The sequence below is a fragment of the Amorphoplanes friuliensis DSM 7358 genome, from assembly GCF_000494755.1.
Classification (GTDB): domain Bacteria; phylum Actinomycetota; class Actinomycetes; order Mycobacteriales; family Micromonosporaceae; genus Actinoplanes; species Actinoplanes friuliensis.
On sequence record NC_022657.1, the window covers coordinates 4218946 to 4238437 of the forward strand.

Consider the following 19492-nt stretch of genomic DNA (forward strand, 5'->3'; position numbering starts at 1 on the left):
TTACGTGCGGAGAGCGCACAACGACAACCCTGGGAGGTTCTGTCATGCGCCGGTTGGTGGCGGGGATGGCCGTGCTCGCTCTTGCCGCCGCAGGCGCCGGCTGCGGCTCCTCGGGCGGGGGTGACGCGCCGACCACGGCCGACGGGGTCGCCCAGGTCAAGGTCGGTGTCATCCCGATCGTGGACGTCGCGCCGATCTACCTCGGGCAGCAGAAGGGCTTCTTCAAGTCCCGCAACATCGAGCTGACGATGGAAAGCGGCCAGGGCGGCGCGGCGATCGTGCCCGGCGTGGTCAGCGGCCAGTTCCAGTTCGGCTTCAGCAACGTCACGTCGCTGCTCATCGCGCAGACCAAGAACGTCCCGATCAAGGTGGTCGCCAACGGTGTCGCCTCGACCGGCGAGGCGGGCAAGGACTTCGGCGGCGTCGTGGTGCGCAAGGACAGCCCCATCACCAAGGCCGCGGACCTGGCCGGCAAGAAGATCGCCGTCAACACGCTGAAGAACATCGGCGACACCACCGTGCGCGAGTCGGTCCGCAAGGCCGGCGGCGACCCGTCCGCGATCAGCTTCGTCGAGATGCCGTTCCCCAACATGCCCGCTGCGGTCGAGGGTGGCCAGGTCGAGGCCGCCTGGGTCGTCGAGCCGTCGCTGTCGGCCGTGACCGCCGCCGGTGGCCGCGTCGTGGCCTGGAACTACGTCGACGCGGCCCCCGACCTGACCGTCGCGGCGTACTTCGCGTCGAGCAAGCTCATCGGCGAGAATCCCGACCTGGTCAAGCGGTTCACCGAGGCCATGAACGAGTCCCTCGCGTATGCCGACGCCCACCCCGACGAGGTGCGGGCGGTGCTCGGGTCGTACACGAAGATCGACGCCAAGGTCCGGGAGGGTTTGACCCTGCCGAAGTGGCCCACCGCGATCAACAAGCCGTCGGTGGAGACCCTGGCGAAGCTCGGCGCGACGGACGGCATCTTCGGTGGTGCGACCCCCGACCTGGCCAAGATCCTGCCGTGACCGCAGCCGAGCGGGGAGCGCCGCGGACGGCCCTGCTCGGCCTCTCCGGCCTGGCCGGGCTGCTCCTGCTGGTCGAGGTGCTGCCCCGCGCGGGGATCGTGTCCGACAGCTACCTGCCGCCGGCCAGCCGCATCCTGGCCGCGCTCGGCCGGGAGGCGGCCACCGGCCCGTTCTGGGTGGCGGTCGGCGACACCCTCCTGGCCTGGGCGATCGGCCTGGCCATCGCCGTCGTCGCCGGTGTCACCGTGGGCATCGTGATCGGCGCAGTGCCCGTGCTGCGCGCGCTGACCGCCTCGACGGTGGAGTTCCTGCGGCCGATCCCGTCGGTCGCGCTCATCCCGCTGGCCGTCCTGCTCTACGGCTCCGACCTCGGCTCGACCCTCCTGCTGGTCGTCTACGCGGCCTTCTGGCAGGTCCTCGTGCAGGTCCTGTACGGCGTCGCCGACGTCGACCCGGTCGCGGCCGACACGGCGCGCAGCTTCCGCTTCAGCTCGTGGGGGCGCATCCGCTACGTGCTGTGGCCGACCGCGCTGCCGTACGTCTTCACCGGCGTCCGCCTCGCCGCGTCGGTCGCCCTGGTCCTCGCGGTCACGACCGAGCTGGTCATCGGCGCACCCGGCCTCGGCGCGGTCATCGCGGTCGCCCAGACCTCCGGCGCGATCCCCACCATGTACGCCCTGATCGTCGTCACCGGCCTCCTCGGCGTCACCATCAACGTCGCCGCCCGCGCCACCGAGCGTCACTTCCTCTCCTGGCACCAGTCCGTACGCGGGGAGGCGTCGGCATGACCGACCGCACCGAACCTCGCCCGGCGGGCGCTGATCGCCGCCGTGCCGGTGAGGGCCAGGAGGGCATGCCCGGACTGCACAGCATGATCAAGCGCTTTCTGCTGGTCATCGGCTTGCCGGTGGTTCTGTTCGCCACCTGGTATCTGGCCAGTGCGAACAGCGAGAACTTCTACGCGCCGCCGCTGCGGCAGATTCTCGTGGCGTTCGCCGACACCTGGACACTCGACCGGCTGCGCGCCGACGTGCTGCCCAGCCTGGCCCGTCTGGGCGCCGGCTACCTCCTCGCGGCCGTCCTCGGCATCGCCCTCGGTGTGGCGATCGGCGCCAACCCACGGCTGCGCGCCGCCTCGGAGCCCGTGCTGGAGTTCTTCCGCGCGGTTCCGCCGCCGGTGCTCGTCCCCGTGATCATGCTGTTCGCGGGCATCGGCAACGGCATGAAGATCATCGTGATCGTCTCCGGCTGCGTCTGGCCGGTCCTGCTCAACACCGTCGAGGGCGTCCGTGCCACCGACAGCGTCCTGTCCGACACCAGCCGCGCCTACGGCATCACCGGCGTGGCCCGGCTGCGTCACCTGCTGCTGCCCGCGGCGTCTCCGCAGATCGTCGCGGGGCTGCGCCAGGCGCTGTCCATCGCGATCATCCTCATGGTGATCAGCGAGATGTTCGCCGCGAGCAACGGCCTGGGCTTCACCATCGTGCAGTTCCAGCGCAGCTTCGCCATCCCGGAGATGTGGAGCGGCATCATCCTGCTCGGGCTGCTGGGCTTCGCCCTGTCCGAACTGTTCCGGCTGGCCGAGCGTCACGCCCTGTCCTGGTACCACGGCCTGCGCGACGCCCAGCGGCGCTCGTGAGCGAAGGGAACACCATGCTCGAGGTCAAGGGCCTGCGGAAGGTCTACCGCTCCGGCACCCGCGAGGTGGAGGCGCTGCGTGAACTGACGTTCACGGTCGCGGCGGGGGAGCTGGTCTGCCTCGTCGGGCCGTCCGGCTGCGGCAAGACCACGCTGCTGCGCTGCATCGCCGGGCTCCTCGAACCCACCTCCGGGCAGGTCGAGGTCGGCGACAAGGCCGGCCTCGCGATCGTCTTCCAGGAGTACGGACGCAGTCTCTTCCCGTGGCTGACCGTCCGCGACAACGTCGACCTGCCCCTGCGGCAGAAGAAGGTGCCCAGGGCCCGGCGTCGTCAGCTCGTCGACGAGGCGCTCACGGCGGTCGGTCTGGCCGGCACCGAGTCCGCGTACCCGTGGCAGTTGTCCGGTGGCATGCAGCAGCGGGTCGCGATCGCCCGGGCCGTGGCGTACGAGCCCTCGGTCCTGCTGATGGACGAGCCGTTCGCGGCGGTCGACGCGCAGACCCGCGCCGACCTCGAGGATCTGGTCCGGTCGCTGTGGCAGCGGCTCGGTGTGACCATCATGTTCGTCACGCACGACATCGACGAGGCGGTCTACCTCGGACAGCGTGTCCTGATGCTCTCGGCGTCCCCGACTGTCATCCAGGACGAGCTGACCGTCGACCTGCCCGCCGAGCGCGACCAGCTGCACACCCGGGCCGACCCGCGCTTCACCGCACTGCGGACCCGCGTCTACGAGCAGATCCAGCTGGCCAAGGTCAGAACGGGAACTGCTTCGGGCGCTGCTGGAGAGTTATCCAGCGCAGATCGGTGAACGCCTCGACACCCGCCCGGCCCCCGAAGCGGCCGTAACCGGAGTCGCCCACCCCGCCGAAGGGCGCGGTCGGATCGTCGTCGACGGACTGGTCGTTGACGTGCGCGATCCCCGTCCGCAGCCGCCGGGCGACGGCAAATCCGCGGGTCACGTCACGGGTCAGGACCCCGGTCGTCAGGCCGTACGGGCTGTCGTTGGCGACCGTGATCGCCTGTTCCTCGTCGTCGACGCTGAGCACGGTCACCACGGGACCGAAGATCTCCTCGGTGTGGATGCGCATGTCCGCGGTGACACCGGTGAGCACGGTTGCCGGATAGTGCGCGCCGTCGGGCCGGCCACCGCCGCTGAGCACACTGGCGCCGGCGGCCTCGGCTGCGTCGACCAGTCCCGCGACCCGGTCGGCAGCACCGGCGTTGATCAGTGGCCCGATGACGGTGTGCGGGTCGGCGGGGTCACCGGCGGGGAGCCCCCGCGCCTTCTCGGCCAGCCGCGCGCCGAACTCCTCGACGAGCGACCGGTGGACCAGCACGCGGTCCGCGGACATGCAGATCTGCCCGGAGTTGAGGTAGGCCCCGAAGGCGACGGCGTTCACGGCGTACTCGAGGTCGGCGTCGTCGAGGACCAGCACGGAATTCTTGCCACCGAGCTCGAGCACGGCGGGGGTGAGGTGGCGCGCGGCCAGTTCGCCGATGCGCCGCCCGACCCCGGTCGAGCCGGTGAAGTTGACCCGCCGCACCCGGCGGTCACCGATCAGCGCCTCGGCGACCGCGGCCGCGTCGGTGCGGTCGTTGGTCAGGACGTTCAGGACTCCCGGCGGCAGCCCGGCGTCGCGCAGCACGTCGGCCAGGAACAACGCACAGGCGAGCGGTGCGTCCTCGCTGGCCTTCACGACAACGGTGTTCCCGGTGGCGAGCGGGGCGGCAACCGCCCGCGCACCGAGAATCAGCGGCGCGTTCCAGGGCGCGAACGCGGCGACGACCCCGGCCGGCTGCCGGATCGCCAGCGACAACGCGCTCGGGTCGGCACCGGCCAGCACCTCACCGACCGGCAGCGTGGCCAGGGCGCCGGCCTCCCGGAACATGTTCGCGGCCAGCCCGACGTTGAAGAGCGACCAGCCGAGCGTCCCACCGGTCTCGTTCGCCATCAGCGCCGCGGCGTCGGCACCGCGTTCCTCCAGGAGGTCGCCGGCCCGCATCAGGATCCTGCGCCGCTCGGTCGGCCCGGTGCCCGCCCACCCCGCGAAGGCCCGATCGGCCGCGTCGACGGCCCGCGTCACGTCGACCGGTGAGGCCGCGGCCACGGTGGCCACGACACCACCGGTGTGCGGGCTCAGATCCTCGGTGGTCCGCCCGTCCGCGGCCGGCACCTCGTCGCCGCCGATGAGCAGGTTCCGGATCTCGGTCACGGCGCCACCTCCAGAATGTTCGGGATGCGAACACATGTACGCCCCGAAACAGAACTGAAACTAGCGCCGTCCCGTGATGGTGGTCAACAGCCGGAGATCTAGTGCTTGTCGAGCCACCGCAGAATCGCCTCGGTGGTCTCTTCCGGCTTCTCCTGCTGGATCCAATGGCCGCAGTCCAGGCTGACCACCTCCACACCGGGCACGAAGTCCGTCAGATTTTCCGACTTCCGGATCGCATCACGGTCGCCGTAGATCATCAGGGTGGGCTGCCGGATGATCGGGTCCACGTCCGCCAGCAGGTGCCAGTTGCGGTCGAGGTTCCGGTACCAGTTGATGCTGCCCGTGAACCCCGATTTCTCGAAGGCGGAGACGAAGACCGCGAGTTCGCTGTCGCTCAGCAGAGGATCGCCCGCCGGCGTTTCTGCTTCGGCCAGGTCGACCATGGACGTTCCAATTTCCGCCTTGCGGTACAGATTCCGAAGAAACTGGAACGTGTTCTTGTCCAGGACGGCGTCGGCAACACCCGGCCGGCGATTGAAGTGGACGAAGTAGAAGTCGCCGCCCAGGAACTGCTCCATGACCTCGATCCAGGGCCTCTCCCCACGCTCCTGGTAGGGCAGGCTCAAGTTGATCACCTTGTTCACCCGGTGCGGATGCAACAGGGCCAGGCCCCACACGACCATGGCACCCCAGTCGTGACCGACAAAGGTCGCATCGTCGTATCCGTAGTGGTCGAGCAGGGCGACAAGATCGCCGGACAGCTTCTCGATGTCGTACTCGGTCACCTCCTCCGGCCGGGACGAGTTGCCGTAACCCCGCTGGTTCGGGACGATCACGTGATAGCCCGCTGCGACCAGGGCGGGCAGCTGATGACGCCAGGAAAAGGCGTGCTCCGGCCATCCGTGACACAGCACGATCGGCTTCCCGGCGTTCTGCCGGCCCGCTTCGAAGACTTCGAGTTCCACACCGTTGACAGAGACGAGGGTGGGCTGGGGAAAGTTCATGCCATCAGCTTGGCGACCTAAACAGGTCACCCTCTGACCGGTTTCACTGACAATGTTGCGGCCATGCGAGCCGACCGCCTGATGGCCATCCTGTTCCTGCTGCAGCAGCGCGAGCAGGTGACGGCAGCCGAGGTTTCCCGGGAGCTGGAGGTCTCCGAGCGCACCGCCCGCCGCGACCTCGACGCCCTGGCCATGGCCGGCGTGCCGGTGTACTCGATGCAGGGCCGGGGCGGCGGGTGGCGCCTCGTGGGTGGCGCCCGCACCGACCTGTCCGGCCTGACCGCCGGGGAGGCCCGCGCCCTGTTCCTGGCCGCCGGCCCGGCCTCAGCGGCGACGCCGGCCGCGAGAGCGGCGCTGCGCAAGCTCGTCCAGGCCCTGCCGGAGCCGTTCCGGAGGCAGGCCGAGGCAGCGGCGTCGTCGCTGGTCACGGACCCGCAGCGCTGGGGGGTGAGCCGGTCCGAGCCCCGGCCGGCCCGCTTCCTCGACGACCTGCAGGACGCGGTGATCCACGGCGTCCAGGTGCGCCTCGGCTACGTCGACAGCTTCGGCAGCGAGACCGAGCGAACGGTCCACCCACTCGGCATCGTCGCCAAAGGTCCGTGGTGGTACCTGGTCGCCGGCACCGAGGCCGGCCGCCGGACCTTCCGGATCGACCGGGTGTCGTCCGCCGAGCCGACCGGCGATCCCGTCCACCGGCCCGGGGACTTCGACCTGGCCGGGAGCTGGCGCGAGATCGCCGACGAGGTCGACCGCAGGCGGACACCCCTCGAGATCCAGGGGGTGTGCGTGCCCCACGGGACGGCCAAGCTCCGGATGGTGCTCGGCGACCGGCTCGTGGTGGGCGCCGCCACGACCGACGGCCGCATCGAGGTCGCGATCCGCGGTTACAACGAGTACGCCCTGGCCGGCGAGCTCGCCGGACTGATCGAATGGCTCGAGGTGACCGGCCCTCCAGGCGTCCGCGACCACCTGGCCTCGATCGGCGCCGCGCTCGTCGGACGGTACGGCGGCAGCTCAGCCCTTGACGGCCCCCGCGGTCATGCCGGCGACGATCTGGCGGTTGAAGACGAGGAACATCAGCAGCGGCGGGATCGTGATCAGCAGGATGTTGGTGAAGAGCAGGTTGAACTGGGTGTTGTACTGGCTGGAGAAGTTGTAGAGGGTCAGCTGCACGGTCGCGTTCTGGTCGCCCGGCAGGAAGTAGAGCGGGTTGACGAAGTCGTTCCAGACCGTCACCGACTGCACGACCACCGCCGTCACCACGACCGACCGCAGCAGCGGGAAGATGACGCGGAAGAAGAGCCGCAGCGGGCCGGCGCCGTCGATGATCGCCGCCTCGTCCAGCTCGCGGGGGATCGTCGCGATGAAAGCTCGGAAGAGCAGTACACAGAACGACATGCCGAAGGCGACCTCGACCAGGATCAGCCCCGGCATCGTGCGGAAGAGCCCGAGCCGTTGCAGCACCCAGATCGTCGGGACGACCGCGGGCGGGATGATCAGGCCGGACAGCACCAGGAACGTGATGAGGCCGTTCCAGCGGCTCTGCCGGCGCTGCAGCACGAAGGCGACCATCGCGGCCAGCACCACCATGATCGTCACGCTGGCCACGGTGAGGATCGTGCTGTTGATAAAGGCGATGATCAGCATGTAGTCGCGGGCCTGGACCACGTCGACGAGGTTCTGCACGAACTGGAACTGGTGCGGCCACGAGAACCGTAGCTCCGCCGCGTCCTGGCGGGTCTTCATAGCGGTGAGCACGATGAAGGCGAACGGCACCAGGAAGACGACACCGGAGAGCAGGACCGCCAGCGTACTGAGGAGGTAGTTCTTGCGGCCGGTCACAGCTCCACCTCCTTGCGGTTGAGGAAGCGGGAGAGGGGCAGCACGATCGCGGTGACGACGAGGAAGAGCACCACGTTGCCCGCGGTGGACAGGCCGTAGAACCCGGCCTGGTACTGCTTGTAGATCACCGAGGCGATCACGTCCGAGGTGAAACCCGGGCCGCCGCGGGTCATGGCCCAGATCAGGTCGAACGAGCGCAGACCGCCGATCAGCGACAGGATGATCACCGTGACCGTCGCGGGCCGGGCCAGCGGCAGGACGATGCGGCGGAAGTTGTCCCAGGCGCCGGCGCCGTCCATCCGGGCCGCCTCGAAGTATTCGGCCGGGATGGACACGATGCCCGCGATGTAGATGACCGTCGCCAGCCCGACGCCCTTCCAGACGTCGACCAGCGCGACCGACAGCAGCGCGTACTGCGGGTCGGTGAGCCAGCCGGGGCCGTCGATGCCGAGGACACCGAGGGCGTCGTTGATCAGGCCCTGGTCCGGGTTCATCAGCACGGTGAAGGTCAGCCCGACCCCGATGGTGCTGACCAGGACGGGGAAGAAGACAACCGAACGCAGGTAGCCGCGTCCGGCGATCTGCGAGGTGAGCAGCAGCGCCAGGAGCAGACCGAGCACGACCTTGAGGCCGGAGGTCACCAGCGCGTAGATCAGCGTGTTGGTGAGACCCTTGACCAGGGCGGGCTCGCGGAAGAACGTCACGAAGTTGTCGAAGCCGATGAACTTCCAGTCGAAGATGCTCCACCGGGTCAGGCTGAAGAAGAACGACGCGAACGTGGGGACCGCGAACAGGATGCCGTAGATGACGGCGGCCGGCAGGTAGAACCAGTTCGAGTACGGGCTCCGGGCGCTGGTTGCCACCGGGTCTACCAGCCCTCGAGACCGAGCTGCTGGGCCTGCTTCTTGACGTCCTCGTCGTACAGGGCCGCGCCGGCCGGGGCCCTGCGGATGCCGGAGCCCACCTCGACGGTGATCTGCTCCAGCGACGGGCCCTTCACCGGCGACAGGAACTCCAGCGCCAGACTCGACTTGCCCGGGGTGTCGATGTACGGCTGCATGTCCTTGATCGCCTGCGGTACGTCGGCCGGCAGCGTGCAGCCCTTGACCAGGAACGGGCCGCTCGGTGCGTACGCGGCAGCCTGCGACGCGCACCCGTCCGGGCTGGCGATGTACGCGAGCAGCTTCTTCGCGGCCTCGAGTTCGGCGCCCTCGGTGGACTTCGGGATGTAGATGCCGGCGGGTGACCACACCGTCAGGCCGTTCTTCGCCGCGTCGGCACCCGGCAGGGCGAAGAGGCCCACGTCCTTCGCCGATTCGGGGAAGTTCGCCACCATGCCGCCCACCGCGAAGGTCAGCATCGGGTACTGCGCGCCCTTGCCCTGCGCGAGCTGCTTGAGCCCGTCGTCGAGCTTGGCGCTGGCGAAGTCCTTGTTGAGGTACCCGGCGTCGTGCACCTCCTGCTGGTGCTGGAAACCCGCCACCGCCGCCGGGGTGCTCGCGAACTTCACCTTGTTCGCGGTGTAGTTCGCCGCGAACTGCGGGTCGGCCGCCGACACATTGTGGAAGTCGCCGAGGACAAAGAGCTGCGACGTCCACGTGTCACCGAACGTCTGGATCACCGGCGCCACCCCGGCCGCCTTGATCTTCGCGTTGTTGGCCATGAACTCGGCCCACGTCGCCGGCACCTTCAGCCCCAGATCCGCGAAGACCTTCTTGTTGTAGAGCACCGCGCCACCGGTCACCCCACCCAGCGGTACGCCGTACAGCTGGTCCCCGGCCGTGACCGTGCTCTTGAAGTTGTCGTCGAGCTGGCCCGCGTACGGCTGGTCGCTCAGCGGCACCAGGTTCTGCTGGGGTGCGATCGCCTGGAACAGCGAGCCGGAGTTGTAGAGGAACACGTCGGTCATGTCACCGGTCGACAGCCGCGTCTTGATGATGTTGTCGCCCTCGGTGCCGCCCGGCCGCGTCTCGACCTTGACGGTGATGCCGGGGTTCTTGGCCGAGAAGTCCTTGGCGACCTGCTCGACGGGTTTGAGGCTGGAGTCGGAGTTGTCGACCAGGAACGACAACTCGACCTTGCCGCCCTCGTCGTCGCTGGAACCCAGGCTGCCCGCACTGCAGGCGGACAGGGCCAGGGTGGTCGCGGCCAGCAGGGCCAGGGGAAGGGATCGGAATCTCATGAGGGGCCTCCGGGGGAGTGCAGGGCTACAGGAAGGGCAGGGCTTCGAGCCGGGCGCGGAGCTCGGCGGTGCCGGGCACAAAACCGCCGGCGGTGGCGGCGTCGGCCAGGCCGGTCGCGGGCGCATCGAGGTAGGCCGCGAGCCGCCCGGCCAGCTCGGCCTCGTCGCCGAAGCCGGCGTCACGAGCCGCCGCGACCACCTGCTCCCAGGCGGGTTCGTGATCCATCACCTCGCGGATGGTCGGCTCGGCCGAGAGCTCCGGCTCCGTCGCGGACGGGTCGGTCACGGTCCACTCGTGGGTGCCGTGACGCACCTCGACGGGCGTCGCCGCCCCGGGTACGTGCACCTCGGCGGTGGCGCCGACGGGCACGGTCACAGTCAACGTCAGCCGCCCGTCACCCCGCTGCCAGGAGACCGAGGCTTCCCCGTACGGGGTGAGATGTCTCGCCGAAGCGGAAGTGAGACGGCCTCCCGGGACCGGCCGGACGAGCAGCCGCCGGTAGCCGGGGGCGGCCGGAGCCAGGCCCGCGACCCGCCGGTGCAGCCAGTCGGCGACGGCACCGAGCGCGTAATGGTTGAACGACGTCATCTCGCCCGGGTTGATCGAGCCGTCGGGGAGCATGCTGTCCCAGCGTTCCCAGACGGTGGTCGCGCCCATCGTCACGGAGTAGAGCCACGACGGGCAGCCGGTCTGGAGCAGCAGCCGGTAGGCCAGGTCCGGTTCACCGGCGTCGGTGAGGGCGTCGGTCATCAGCGGCGTGCCGACAAAGCCTGTCCCGATGCGGAAACCGGCTGTGCGGACCAGATCTGCGAGCCGGCGGGCCGCGTGCTGCCGCTGGGCCTCCGCCGGCAGCAGCGACCACTGCAACGCCAGGGCGTAGGTCGTGGCGGCGTCACCGAGCACGCGGCCCGCCGTCGTCACGTACTCGCGGGCGAACGCGGCGCGGACCTGGGCGGCCAGCAGGTCGTACCGGCGGGCCTGTGCGGTGTCACCGAGCACCTCCGCGGCCCGGGCGACGATCTCGGCCGAGCGGGCCAGGTGCGCGGTGGCGATGACGTCGGGGTCGGCCTGCGCCTGGAACGGCGACTCCGGCGGCGCGGTCGGGTCGAGCCAGTCACCGAACTGGAAACCGCCGGTCCAGAGCCGGTCCGGCCCGGCCAGCTCGGCCATCCGGTCCACCCACGCCCGCATGCTCGGCAGCTGCTGTTCCAGCAGACCTCTGTCACCGGTACGCCGGTAGAGCACCCACGGCACGATGGTCGCCGCGTCGCCCCACGCCGCGGTGGCGGGACCGGGCTGCCGCAGCACGTCCGGGATCACGAACGGAACCGAGCCGTCCTTCTGCTGTTCCGCGGCCAGGTCCTTGAGCCAGCTGGTGAGGAAGCCCGCACTGTCGAAGAGGAAACTGGCTGTAGGGGAGAAGACCTGGATGTCGCCGGTCCAGCCGAGCCGTTCGTCGCGCTGCGGGCAGTCCGTCGGTACGTCGAGGAAGTTGCCGCGCATGCCCCAGACGACGTTGTCGTGGAAGCGGTTCAGCAGCTCGTGGGAGGACTCGAACCAGCCGGTGCGGCGCAGGTCCGAGCCGAGCACGACCGCTTCGAGGTCCTCGGCGCGCAGTCCGGGCACGCCGGTCACCTCGGCGTAGCGGAAACCGTGGAAGGTCAGCGTGGACTCCAGCATCGCCTCGTCCGGACCGGCGAGCACGTACGCATCGGTGGCCCGGGCGGTACGCAGGGGGCGTACCCCGAGCTCGTTGTCCTCGAGGACCTCCGCGTGCCGGACCACCACCTCGTCGCCGGCCGTCAGGCCGCGGACGCGCAGCCGGAGCCGCCCCACCAGGTTCTGGCCGAAGTCGGCCAGGGTCTTCCCGGCCGGCGACGTCCACACCCTGACGGCGGGCAGCGTGCCGGTGACCCGCACGGGCGGGCCGTCCGGCGCGACCAGCAGACCGAGATCGGCGTCGACCACCTCGACCGGGCCGGTGGCGCGGGGCCCGGGCCGCAGATCGGTGCGCTGGCCGTCGTAGAGGTCGTCGGCGAGAACCCCGCTCTCGCTCGCGGTCCAGGAGCCGTCGGTGGCGAGCACGTGCACGGTGCCGTCGGCGGTGGTGACCTCGAGCTGGGCCAGCAGGGCCAGCCGATGGCCGTAGAGGCCACGCCGGCCCTGGAAGCCGAGCCGCCCGCGCCACCAGCCGTTGCCCAGCAGCACGTCGAGGCGGTTCGGGCCCGGCCGGACCAGGCCGGTCACGTCGTAGGTCTGGAAGCGCAGCCGGTGCTGGTAGCTGGTCCATCCCGGCGCGAGCTCCTGGTCGCCGACCCGCTCGCCGTTGAGCTCGGCGGAATAGACGCCGTGCGCCGTGGCGTGGAGCCGGGCGCGGACGATGTCACCGGGCAGCTCGACCGTGCCGGTGAGCACGGGCGCCGGTCCGCCTTCCGCGCCGAGCGTCACCGGGCTGATGAACCGCGCGGTCCACGTGTCCGGTGCAGCCTCGACCTCCGCCGGCGCGCTCCACGCACTCCACTCCTCGCCCGGCCCGCACACCCGCACCCGGACCTGCGCGGCTTCCCGGGGGGCCAGGGGCGCGCCCGGCCACGGCACCAGGATCTGTTCCTCGGACTCGACGGTGGTCAGCTCAGCGGGCCGGTCCGGCCGGGTGACCTCGACCTGGTACGCGTGCTGCCGGTAGTCGTCGCCGGCCCTCGGCACCCGCCACGACAGCCGCGGTGCGGAGGTGCCGACGCCGAGCAGGGGACCGTCGTCGGTGTGGTGCTCGAAGCGAAGGCCCACGGGGGCAGCGGCAGATGACATGGACTCTCCCGATCTGAAACGATTCAACAGCAGCCTGCGGAGAACCGGTCCCGGTGTTTCGGTGAGGTTTCAGCTGCTCCCTGATCCTGCTTCCGCCGCAGGATGTGACATAGCCCGCAGTGCACCGGTGGTAGCACAAAATTCACCTGGCGCCGGAAACGCGCGTCTGCCGTATCGTCGGCGGATGGCCGAACCGCCCGTCGAGAGCTCGCACGCGATGCTCTACTTCTCCGACGGTTCGCTGGCCTACGCCGGGCACTATCTGCACGAGGGTCAGCACCCCGTGCACACCCACAGCTTCGTCGAGGTGGCTGTGATGATCGGCGGCGCCGGTGTCCATCACAGCCTGGCCGGCCGCCAGCAGCTCGAGGTCGGCGACGTCGTCCTGCTGCGCCCCGGTGTGTGGCACGGCTACGAGGAGTGCGAACGCCTCGACCTCTACAACTGCTGCTTCTCCACCGAGCTCCTCCAGCGCGAGCTCGCCTGGACCCGCGCCGACCCGCTCCTCGGCTACCTGCTCTGGACCGGCCCCTACTCCGACCAGCGGCGCGGCATCCTCACCGCCCGCCTCTCCCCGGAGGTCCTGGCCGAGGCCGTCGACCACCTCGACGCGCTCGACCGCCTGCGGTTCAGCCCCATCAGCAGGCACCGCGGCGACATCATCGGCCGTCTCTCGCTCTTCCTCAGCTGCCTCGCCCGCGCGGTTGTCGACGGTGTGGAGGCGGGCTCCGGACAGACCCACCCCGCGGTTGTCGACGCCATGCGGATGATGGAGGCCCGTCCGGCCCACCAGTGGACGCTGACCGAGCTGGCCGAGGCTCTGCACCTCGCTCCCGGCTACCTGGTCCGGCTGTTCAAGTCGGCGACCGGGTTACCCCCGATGGCGTACCTGTCCCGCCACCGCGTCGAGGTCGCGGCGGCCCGGCTGCTGCACACCGACGACACCATCAGCCGCATCGGCGAATCGGTGGGCTGGCCCGACCAGAACTACTTCGCGCGCCGCTTCCGCGCGCACTACGGCCTGAGCGCCTCGGCCTACCGGTCGCGTTTCACCCACAACTCGGTCCGCCTGCGCAGCTGGGATGCCGCCCCGCAACGCGGCTGACTCAGCCGAGCAGCGGGAACTCCCGGTGCTGGCGCCAGCGGGACCCGTCGCTGACGAGCAGGCTGACGGACGAGATCGTCGCGGTGAGGGGCAGCCGGCCTGTCAGGTCGGCCTCCACCTCGTCGAAGACCTCGGGCGGCCGGCCGTGAGCGACGGTCAGGTGCGGGACGACCTCGGTGAACTGCCCCTCGTAGGGCGGCGCCTCGGGCCAGCGCTCCGCCATCTCCTCGGTCAGAGCGCGGAACGGCTGGTCCGGCGCCGGGGCGAGGTAGAGCACGTCGGGAAAGCGCCGGCACTCCTCGAACCGGACCGCAAAAGGCGAGCGGGCGCCGATCAGGGTCGCCAGCTCGTCCACCACCGCTGCGGTGACGCGGTCGATGTCCAGGAACGGGAAGAGCACCGTGACGTGCGCCGGGACCCCTGCCGAAGCCGACGAGTCGAAGCGGTGGCGCCAGTGCCCGACCAGCGGCTCGGCCTCACTGACGAGGGCCAGCAAGGCGGTCTGACCCACTCGGTAGCGTGGTGGTGCATCATCGGTGGACATCGCCGAATGATCCCTGACAGCAAGGTGGACGCACCACCGGTTTCGAGCTCTAGGTGAGCGTCAGCAGGATGTGCTCGGTGCCGTCGTAGTCCAGGGTTTCGGTCCGCTGGAAACCGTGCTTCTCGAGCACGCGCACCGAGCCGATGTTGCGGGCGGCCGGGTCGGCGTGGAGCGGGCGGGTCTGCTCCAGCTCGAGGAAGAGGCCGAGCGCCCGGGTGCCGATGCCCTGCCCCCAGAACCGGCGGCCGAACCAGTAGCCGAGGAAACGCCGGTCGGCGTCCCACCAGGCCAGGATGTTGCCGGCGGTCTCGCCGCCGACGGTGACCGTCTGCACCAGGTTTTCCGGGACGCCCAGGACGCGGGTCTTCCAGTGCGTCATGAACCGGTCGCGCTCGCGGGGCGGGAAGTGCGCCAGCTCGGCGGCCTCCTCGTCGTGCTCGTAGTCCAGGAACACTTCCAGGTCCGGTAATTCGACGTCCCGCAGTCCTACCTCTGCACTCATGCGCGCAGTCTGGCACCGACCACCGACATTTTTTTCAGATGTCGAGGGCGCTCTCGATGCGGCGGAGCTGGTGGCGGGCCATCGCGAGGTTGGCGCGGGAGCGGTCCAGCGACAGGTAGAGGAACAGCCCGTGGCCGGAGCGGGCCTTGAGCGGGCGGATCAGGTGGTACATCGTCTCCAGGGTGATGAGGATGTCGTCGATCTGCTCGTCGAGACCGAGCAGGTCCATCGCGCGCAGTTTGGCGCGGACGACGTCGGTGTTGCCGGCGGCGGCGACGGTGAGGTCGAAGTCGCGGGTGCCGCCGGCGACACCCAGCGCCATTCCGCTGGTGTGGTCGACCAGGGCGACACCGATGGCTCCGTCGATCGTCATCGCGTCCTTGAGGGCCACGTCCATGTCCGGCATATGTACGTCCTCCAGCTTTTTCAGGTGGGCGGATGCGAAGCTACCCACGCGTTCGAGTCTCGCCCCGGACGACGACCATCGATCGCACACAATGTGCGAACCCGGCGCGTGGAGGAGAGACATGGGTAACAGCCGCCTGACGGTGAGCCTTCCGAGTGCGTCCCTCGCCGAAGCCCTCGAGGACGTGGAAGCGGAGGTGCTCCGGTGGGACATGAGCGGCCCCGCGCCCCGGCCTGAGATCGACCTCGTGGTGGTCCCCTACATCCCCGGGTCGGAACACCTGCGGTGGCTCGACGGGGTGACGACCCGGCTGGTCCAGGCTCAGTACCTCGGCTACGACGGTGTCGCGGAGAACCTGCCGCCGGGCCACGTCTACGCGAACGCCCGGGGTGTGCACGAGACGTCCACCGCGGAGCTGGCGTTGGCCCTGCTGCTGGCGTCGCAGCGGGGGATCGGTGCCTTCGTCCGCGCCGCGGGAGTTCGCACACCCGAACCCACCTGGTACCCCAGCCTGGCGGACCGGCGGGTGCTCGTGCTCGGCCAGGGTGGTGTGGGCCGGGCGATCGAGGAGCGGCTCACCCCGTTCGAGGTGGAGATCGTGCGGGTGGCCCGGACGGCGCGGGAGGGTGTCCACGGCCTCGCCGAGCTGCCGCAGCTGTTGCCCTCCGTCGAGGCTGTCGTGGTCGCGGTGCCGCTCACCGACAAGTCCGTGCACCTGGTCGGCGCGGAGTTCCTGGCCCGGCTGCCGGACGGTGCCGTGGTCGTCAACGTCGCCCGGGGCCGGGTGGCGGACACCGCGGCGATCCTGCGCGAGGCCCGCACCGGGCGGCTGCGGTTTGCGCTCGACGTCACGGATCCGGAGCCGCTGCCGGTGGACCACGAGCTCTTCACCCTGCCGAACGTGCTGATCAGCCCGCACGCCGGTGGGATGTCCACCGCGATGCTGCCGCGCGTGGCCCGGCTCGTGCGCCGCCAGATCGAGCTGCTGAGTGCCGGGGCCGAGCCGGTCAACGTCGTGCTGCGACGGTGACCGGCCCGGCGGTGGCTCAGCGCCAGGTGTCGTTCCAGGTCGCCGTGCACGGCGACGAGGCACCGGTCGTCCTGGTGCGGTTCGGGTCGCTCTCCCAGACGACGGTCGAGCCTTCCTTCTTCAGGTACTTGTACTGCACCGCGGTGTTCCCGGGCAGTGACACCGTCGCCGTCCACACCGGGTAGGTCGCCGACGAGAGCGGCACCGCGGCGGCCGGGTTCCAATTGCCGAGCGCCGCCGTGTTTCCGGTGACGAAGACGTTCTGGCCCCACGTGGTGGTGACGTTCGCCGAGAAGGTGGTGGAGCAGCCCGAGGCGGGCGGCGGCGTGGTCGAACCGGAGCCGCGGGCGTTCACGTGCAGGGCCAGGGCCGAGTTCGCCGCGACGGTCGCGGTCACCTGACCGCTGCTGTTCACCGCGTACGCGGGACCCGTGCACGATCCGCCCGAGAAGTCGCCGGCCATGACGTCGCAGTAGGTGCCGGCGGGCAGCGACGTCTGGAACGTGCGGGTCAGCGCCGAGCCGGACCGGTTGAACGCGGCGTACCCGGTGCTGCCCCGGCCGAAGGCGATCTGGTTGGAACCGTTCGTCCACCAGTTGGTGACACCCGCGCCGGCGGCGGCGTTGCGCAGCCCGACCATGTTCGCGGTCGTGCGCCAGCGGTGCTCGCACTCCCAGCCGCTGCCGCACGTCACGGCGTTGGTCGTGCCGTTGCTCGCGGCGGGCGGACCGGCGTCGTTGTTGCTGAAGGTGAAGCTCGACATCACCTGCGGCACACCGTACGGCCAGGCGATCATGAACGCCTCCGCGAGGGCGTACGAGGAACCGTTCTTGTAGGTGAGTTTGGCCTTGCCGTTGCGCTGGGTGTCGTGGTTGTCCACGAAGGCCACCGCGTCACCGCTCGCGAGGCGCATCGAGCTCGCGAGGTTGTTGAGGTTGGACAGGCTGCCGTTCTGGAACGCCCCGCCCACGACGTCGCCGTAGCGGAACTCCGTGACGTCGCCGATGCCCTGGTACTCCTCGGGTGTCGGCTCGCCGGAGCCGCCCTCGATGACCTCGGAGAAGACGTACGGGTCACCGTTCACCGGGTCGATGAAGGCCGCCATGTCCGCGGCCGGCATGTGCTTGGCCGCGTCCACCCGGAAGCCGTCGACACCCAGACCGACCAGATCGTTCAGGTACGCGGTGAGCTTGCCCCGCACGTACGAGGACTCGGTCTTGAGGTCCGACAGGTCGACGAGCTCGCAGTTCTGGACCTCCCACCGGTCGCCGTAGTTCGCGATGTCGTCGTTGCCGTTGCGTCCGCAGTGGTGGAAGTCGTCGGTGCCGTAGGGCACGGCCGGATAGGCGTAGTGGCTGTAGGCCGACCCGCCGCTGCCGGTGCCCGTGGACGTACCGCCGGCCATGTGGTTGACCACCGCGTCCACGTAGATCTTCACGCCCGCGGTGTGGCACGTCTGGACCATGCTCGCGAAGGCCGCCCGGTCACCCCGACGTGTCTTGAGCTGGTAACTGACCGGCTGATAGTCCTGCCACCAGGGGTACCCGCTGCCGGGCAGCACCACGTGTTCCTGGGGCGGGGAGACCTGCACGCCGCCGAACCCCTTGGGGCCCAGCGTGGTCGTGCATTCGTTCGCGACCGACGCCCAGGGCCACTCGAAGAGGTGGACGATGACGTCCTTGGGGCCCGGCGAGGCGGTGGACGCCTCGGCCTGGTCGCCCTGGCGGACGACGCCGACGGCCAGCAGCGCCGCGGCGAGGACGGTGGTCGTCGCGGCGGCGACAACCTGACGGGTACGCATGGGGGACCTCCAGGGGAACGCGAGGAGTGGTGAAACTTCTTGCGCAAGTGCCGGGAAGTTATCAGGGTGTTTCCAACCGGTAAAGCGACACGGCTCGATGCCGACGCCCGATTCGATGGCACTTGTCGGGTTCGGCTTGCAGAACGGGATCTTTATGGCGCGGCGTGTCGCAGCATTCCACCAGGTGGGCGCGGTAGTGGCCGCCGGCGGAGACGGCAAGAACTTTTCAAAGATCGACTTAACAAGTGTTGCCCGCAGGTGTCAGGCGGCGGGGGCGTTCACACTCTCCGCGGTACGCCCGGCCTTGTTGATGGCTGTCGAGCCACGAACGACCAGCTCGGGGGCGTAGACGTACTCGGAGCGCGGCGCGCCGTGGCCGTTGATCTCGTCGACGAGCTGCCGGATCGCGGCGTTGCCCATGGCCGCGACCGGCTGGCGCAGCGTGGTCAACGGCGGGTCGGTGAAGGCGATCAGCGGGGAGTCGTCGAAGCCCACCACCGAGACGTCACGCGGGACACTGAGCCCGCGCCGGCGGGCCGCCCGGATCGCGCCGAGCGCCATCAGGTCCGAGCCGCAGACGATCCCGGTGACCCCGCGGGCCAGCAGCTGGTTGGCCGCGACCTCGCCGCCCTCCACGCCGAACAGTGTCAGGGCGATGAACTCGTCCAGGTCGCGGTCGCTCACGTCCAGCTCGCGGCGCATGGCCGCGCGGTAACCGTCGAGCTTGCGCTGGACGTTCAGGAAGCGGTCCGGGCCGGACACGAAGCCGATGCGGGTGTGCCCGAGGGCCACCAGGTGCGACACGGCCAGCTCGCCGGCCAGCCGGTCGTCGCACGAGATGAAGGGGACGTCGAGTCCCTCCGCGTACCCGTTGATCATGACGATCGGCAGCGGGCGGTTGATCAGGCGCTGGTAGCGCTCGTGATCGGCGGTGGTGTCCGCGTGCAGACCCGAGACGAAGACGATGCCGGAGACCTGGCGGTCGAGCAGCATCTCGACGTACTCGTCCTCGGTGACACCGCCGGGCGTCTGCGTGCACAGCACCGGGGTGTAGCCGCTCTGCGACAGCGCGGACTCGATCGTCTGGGCGAACGCGGGGAAGATCGGGTTCTCCAGCTCCGGCACGATCAGCCCGACCAGCCCGGCGCTGCGTTTGCGCAGCCGCTCCGGGCGTTCGTAACCGAGGACGTCCAGAGCCGTCAGCACTGCCTGACGGGTGTCGGCGGACACGCCGGGCCGGTCGTTGAGGACCCGCGACACGGTCGCCTCACTGACGTCGGCCTGGCGCGCGATGTCGGACAGTCGTGCGCGCATGGGCGTCACTATAGAACCTGGAACTTCTTGCGGAAGGACTGCAAGGTCTTCCATTGACGGAAATCCCTTGCTAACGTCCCCGCAACA

The 19492-nt window shown here is 69.9% G+C and carries 17 protein-coding genes and 1 pseudogene; 7 read left to right on the forward strand and 11 right to left on the reverse strand.

The window, feature by feature from the left end:
- The first annotated feature begins 44 nt into the window (after positions 1–44).
- The 4 genes from AFR_RS19475 to AFR_RS19490 are packed head-to-tail and all read left to right on the forward strand — an operon-like array spanning position 45 to position 3461.
- A complete protein-coding gene (locus AFR_RS19475) occupies positions 45–1010 on the forward strand; it encodes an ABC transporter substrate-binding protein (protein WP_023362504.1) in 966 nt (321 codons plus the stop codon).
- Positions 1007–1798, forward strand: a complete 792-nt coding sequence (locus AFR_RS19480; RefSeq protein ID WP_023362505.1) for an ABC transporter permease — start codon at positions 1007–1009, stop codon at positions 1796–1798. Before AFR_RS19475 ends, AFR_RS19480 begins: the two co-directional genes overlap by 4 nt.
- The gene (locus AFR_RS19485) at positions 1795–2649 is read left to right on the forward strand and encodes an ABC transporter permease (protein ID WP_023362506.1); all 855 of its coding nucleotides are present in this window, start codon (positions 1795–1797) and stop codon (positions 2647–2649) included. Before AFR_RS19480 ends, AFR_RS19485 begins: the two co-directional genes overlap by 4 nt.
- Positions 2646–3461 (forward strand): ABC transporter ATP-binding protein, encoded by an 816-nt coding sequence (locus AFR_RS19490; protein WP_338012110.1) that lies wholly within the window; start codon positions 2646–2648, stop codon positions 3459–3461. Before AFR_RS19485 ends, AFR_RS19490 begins: the two co-directional genes overlap by 4 nt.
- Here AFR_RS19490 and AFR_RS19495 read toward each other — a convergent pair.
- Positions 3406–4866 carry an aldehyde dehydrogenase family protein gene (locus AFR_RS19495; protein ID WP_023362508.1) on the reverse strand — a complete coding sequence of 487 codons (1461 nt, stop codon included), beginning with the start codon at positions 4864–4866 and terminating at the stop codon, positions 3406–3408. The two genes, AFR_RS19490 and AFR_RS19495, sit on opposite strands and share 56 nt — an antisense overlap.
- Positions 4867–4964: 98 nt before the next feature.
- The gene (locus AFR_RS19500) at positions 4965–5870 is read right to left on the reverse strand and encodes an alpha/beta fold hydrolase (RefSeq protein WP_023362509.1); all 906 of its coding nucleotides are present in this window, start codon (positions 5868–5870) and stop codon (positions 4965–4967) included.
- 81 nt (positions 5871–5951) lie between these two features.
- Here AFR_RS19500 and AFR_RS48880 point away from each other — a divergent pair.
- A pseudogene (locus tag AFR_RS48880) lies at positions 5952–6482 on the forward strand (helix-turn-helix transcriptional regulator); the annotation flags it as partial.
- Between the two features lie 402 nt (positions 6483–6884).
- Here the strand turns inward: AFR_RS48880 and AFR_RS19510 are convergent.
- Genes AFR_RS19510 through AFR_RS19525 form a run of 4 tightly spaced genes read right to left on the reverse strand, consistent with a single transcriptional unit; the run spans position 6885 to position 12703 of the window.
- On the reverse strand, positions 6885–7712 hold the full coding sequence (locus tag AFR_RS19510; protein ID WP_023362511.1) for a carbohydrate ABC transporter permease: 828 nt from the start codon (positions 7710–7712) through the stop codon (positions 6885–6887).
- Positions 7709–8575 (reverse strand): carbohydrate ABC transporter permease, encoded by an 867-nt coding sequence (locus tag AFR_RS19515; protein ID WP_023362512.1) that lies wholly within the window; start codon positions 8573–8575, stop codon positions 7709–7711. The genes AFR_RS19510 and AFR_RS19515 overlap by 4 nt, the downstream gene beginning before the upstream one ends.
- Before the next feature lie 5 nt (positions 8576–8580).
- Complete coding sequence (locus AFR_RS19520) at positions 8581–9894, reverse strand: ABC transporter substrate-binding protein (RefSeq protein ID WP_023362513.1); 1314 nt, start codon at positions 9892–9894, stop codon at positions 8581–8583.
- A 25-nt stretch (positions 9895–9919) separates the two neighbouring features.
- On the reverse strand, positions 9920–12703 hold the full coding sequence (locus AFR_RS19525) for a glycoside hydrolase family 78 protein (protein WP_041840990.1): 2784 nt from the start codon (positions 12701–12703) through the stop codon (positions 9920–9922).
- Between the two features lie 184 nt (positions 12704–12887).
- Here AFR_RS19525 and AFR_RS19530 point away from each other — a divergent pair, with 184 nt between their 5' ends.
- Complete coding sequence (locus AFR_RS19530; protein WP_023362515.1) at positions 12888–13808, forward strand: AraC family transcriptional regulator; 921 nt, start codon at positions 12888–12890, stop codon at positions 13806–13808.
- A gap of 1 nt (position 13809) precedes the next feature.
- Here AFR_RS19530 and AFR_RS19535 read toward each other — a convergent pair whose 3' ends face one another.
- From AFR_RS19535 to AFR_RS19545, 3 genes are read right to left on the reverse strand one after another with little or no spacing between them, the layout of a single operon-like run.
- Positions 13810–14352, reverse strand: coding sequence for a 2'-5' RNA ligase family protein (locus AFR_RS19535; protein WP_041840991.1), 543 nt, complete (start codon positions 14350–14352; stop codon positions 13810–13812).
- A gap of 49 nt (positions 14353–14401) precedes the next feature.
- Complete coding sequence (locus AFR_RS19540) at positions 14402–14854, reverse strand: GNAT family N-acetyltransferase (protein WP_041840992.1); 453 nt, start codon at positions 14852–14854, stop codon at positions 14402–14404.
- Between the two features lie 34 nt (positions 14855–14888).
- A complete protein-coding gene (locus AFR_RS19545) occupies positions 14889–15260 on the reverse strand; it encodes a hypothetical protein (protein ID WP_023362518.1) in 372 nt (123 codons plus the stop codon).
- A gap of 121 nt (positions 15261–15381) precedes the next feature.
- Here AFR_RS19545 and AFR_RS19550 point away from each other — a divergent pair, with 121 nt between their 5' ends.
- Entirely contained in the window at positions 15382–16290 is a 909-nt protein-coding gene (locus AFR_RS19550; protein WP_023362519.1) for a 2-hydroxyacid dehydrogenase, read from the forward strand.
- A 16-nt stretch (positions 16291–16306) separates the two neighbouring features.
- On the opposite strand, the gene AFR_RS19555 is transcribed toward AFR_RS19550, so the two are convergent.
- Together AFR_RS19555 and AFR_RS19560 are read right to left on the reverse strand one after the other, a co-directional pair.
- Positions 16307–18091, reverse strand: a complete 1785-nt coding sequence (locus AFR_RS19555) for a carbohydrate-binding module family 20 domain-containing protein (protein ID WP_023362520.1) — start codon at positions 18089–18091, stop codon at positions 16307–16309.
- A gap of 261 nt (positions 18092–18352) precedes the next feature.
- Positions 18353–19405 carry a LacI family DNA-binding transcriptional regulator gene (locus tag AFR_RS19560; protein WP_052359418.1) on the reverse strand — a complete coding sequence of 351 codons (1053 nt, stop codon included), beginning with the start codon at positions 19403–19405 and terminating at the stop codon, positions 18353–18355.
- Positions 19406–19492 lie beyond the last annotated feature (87 nt).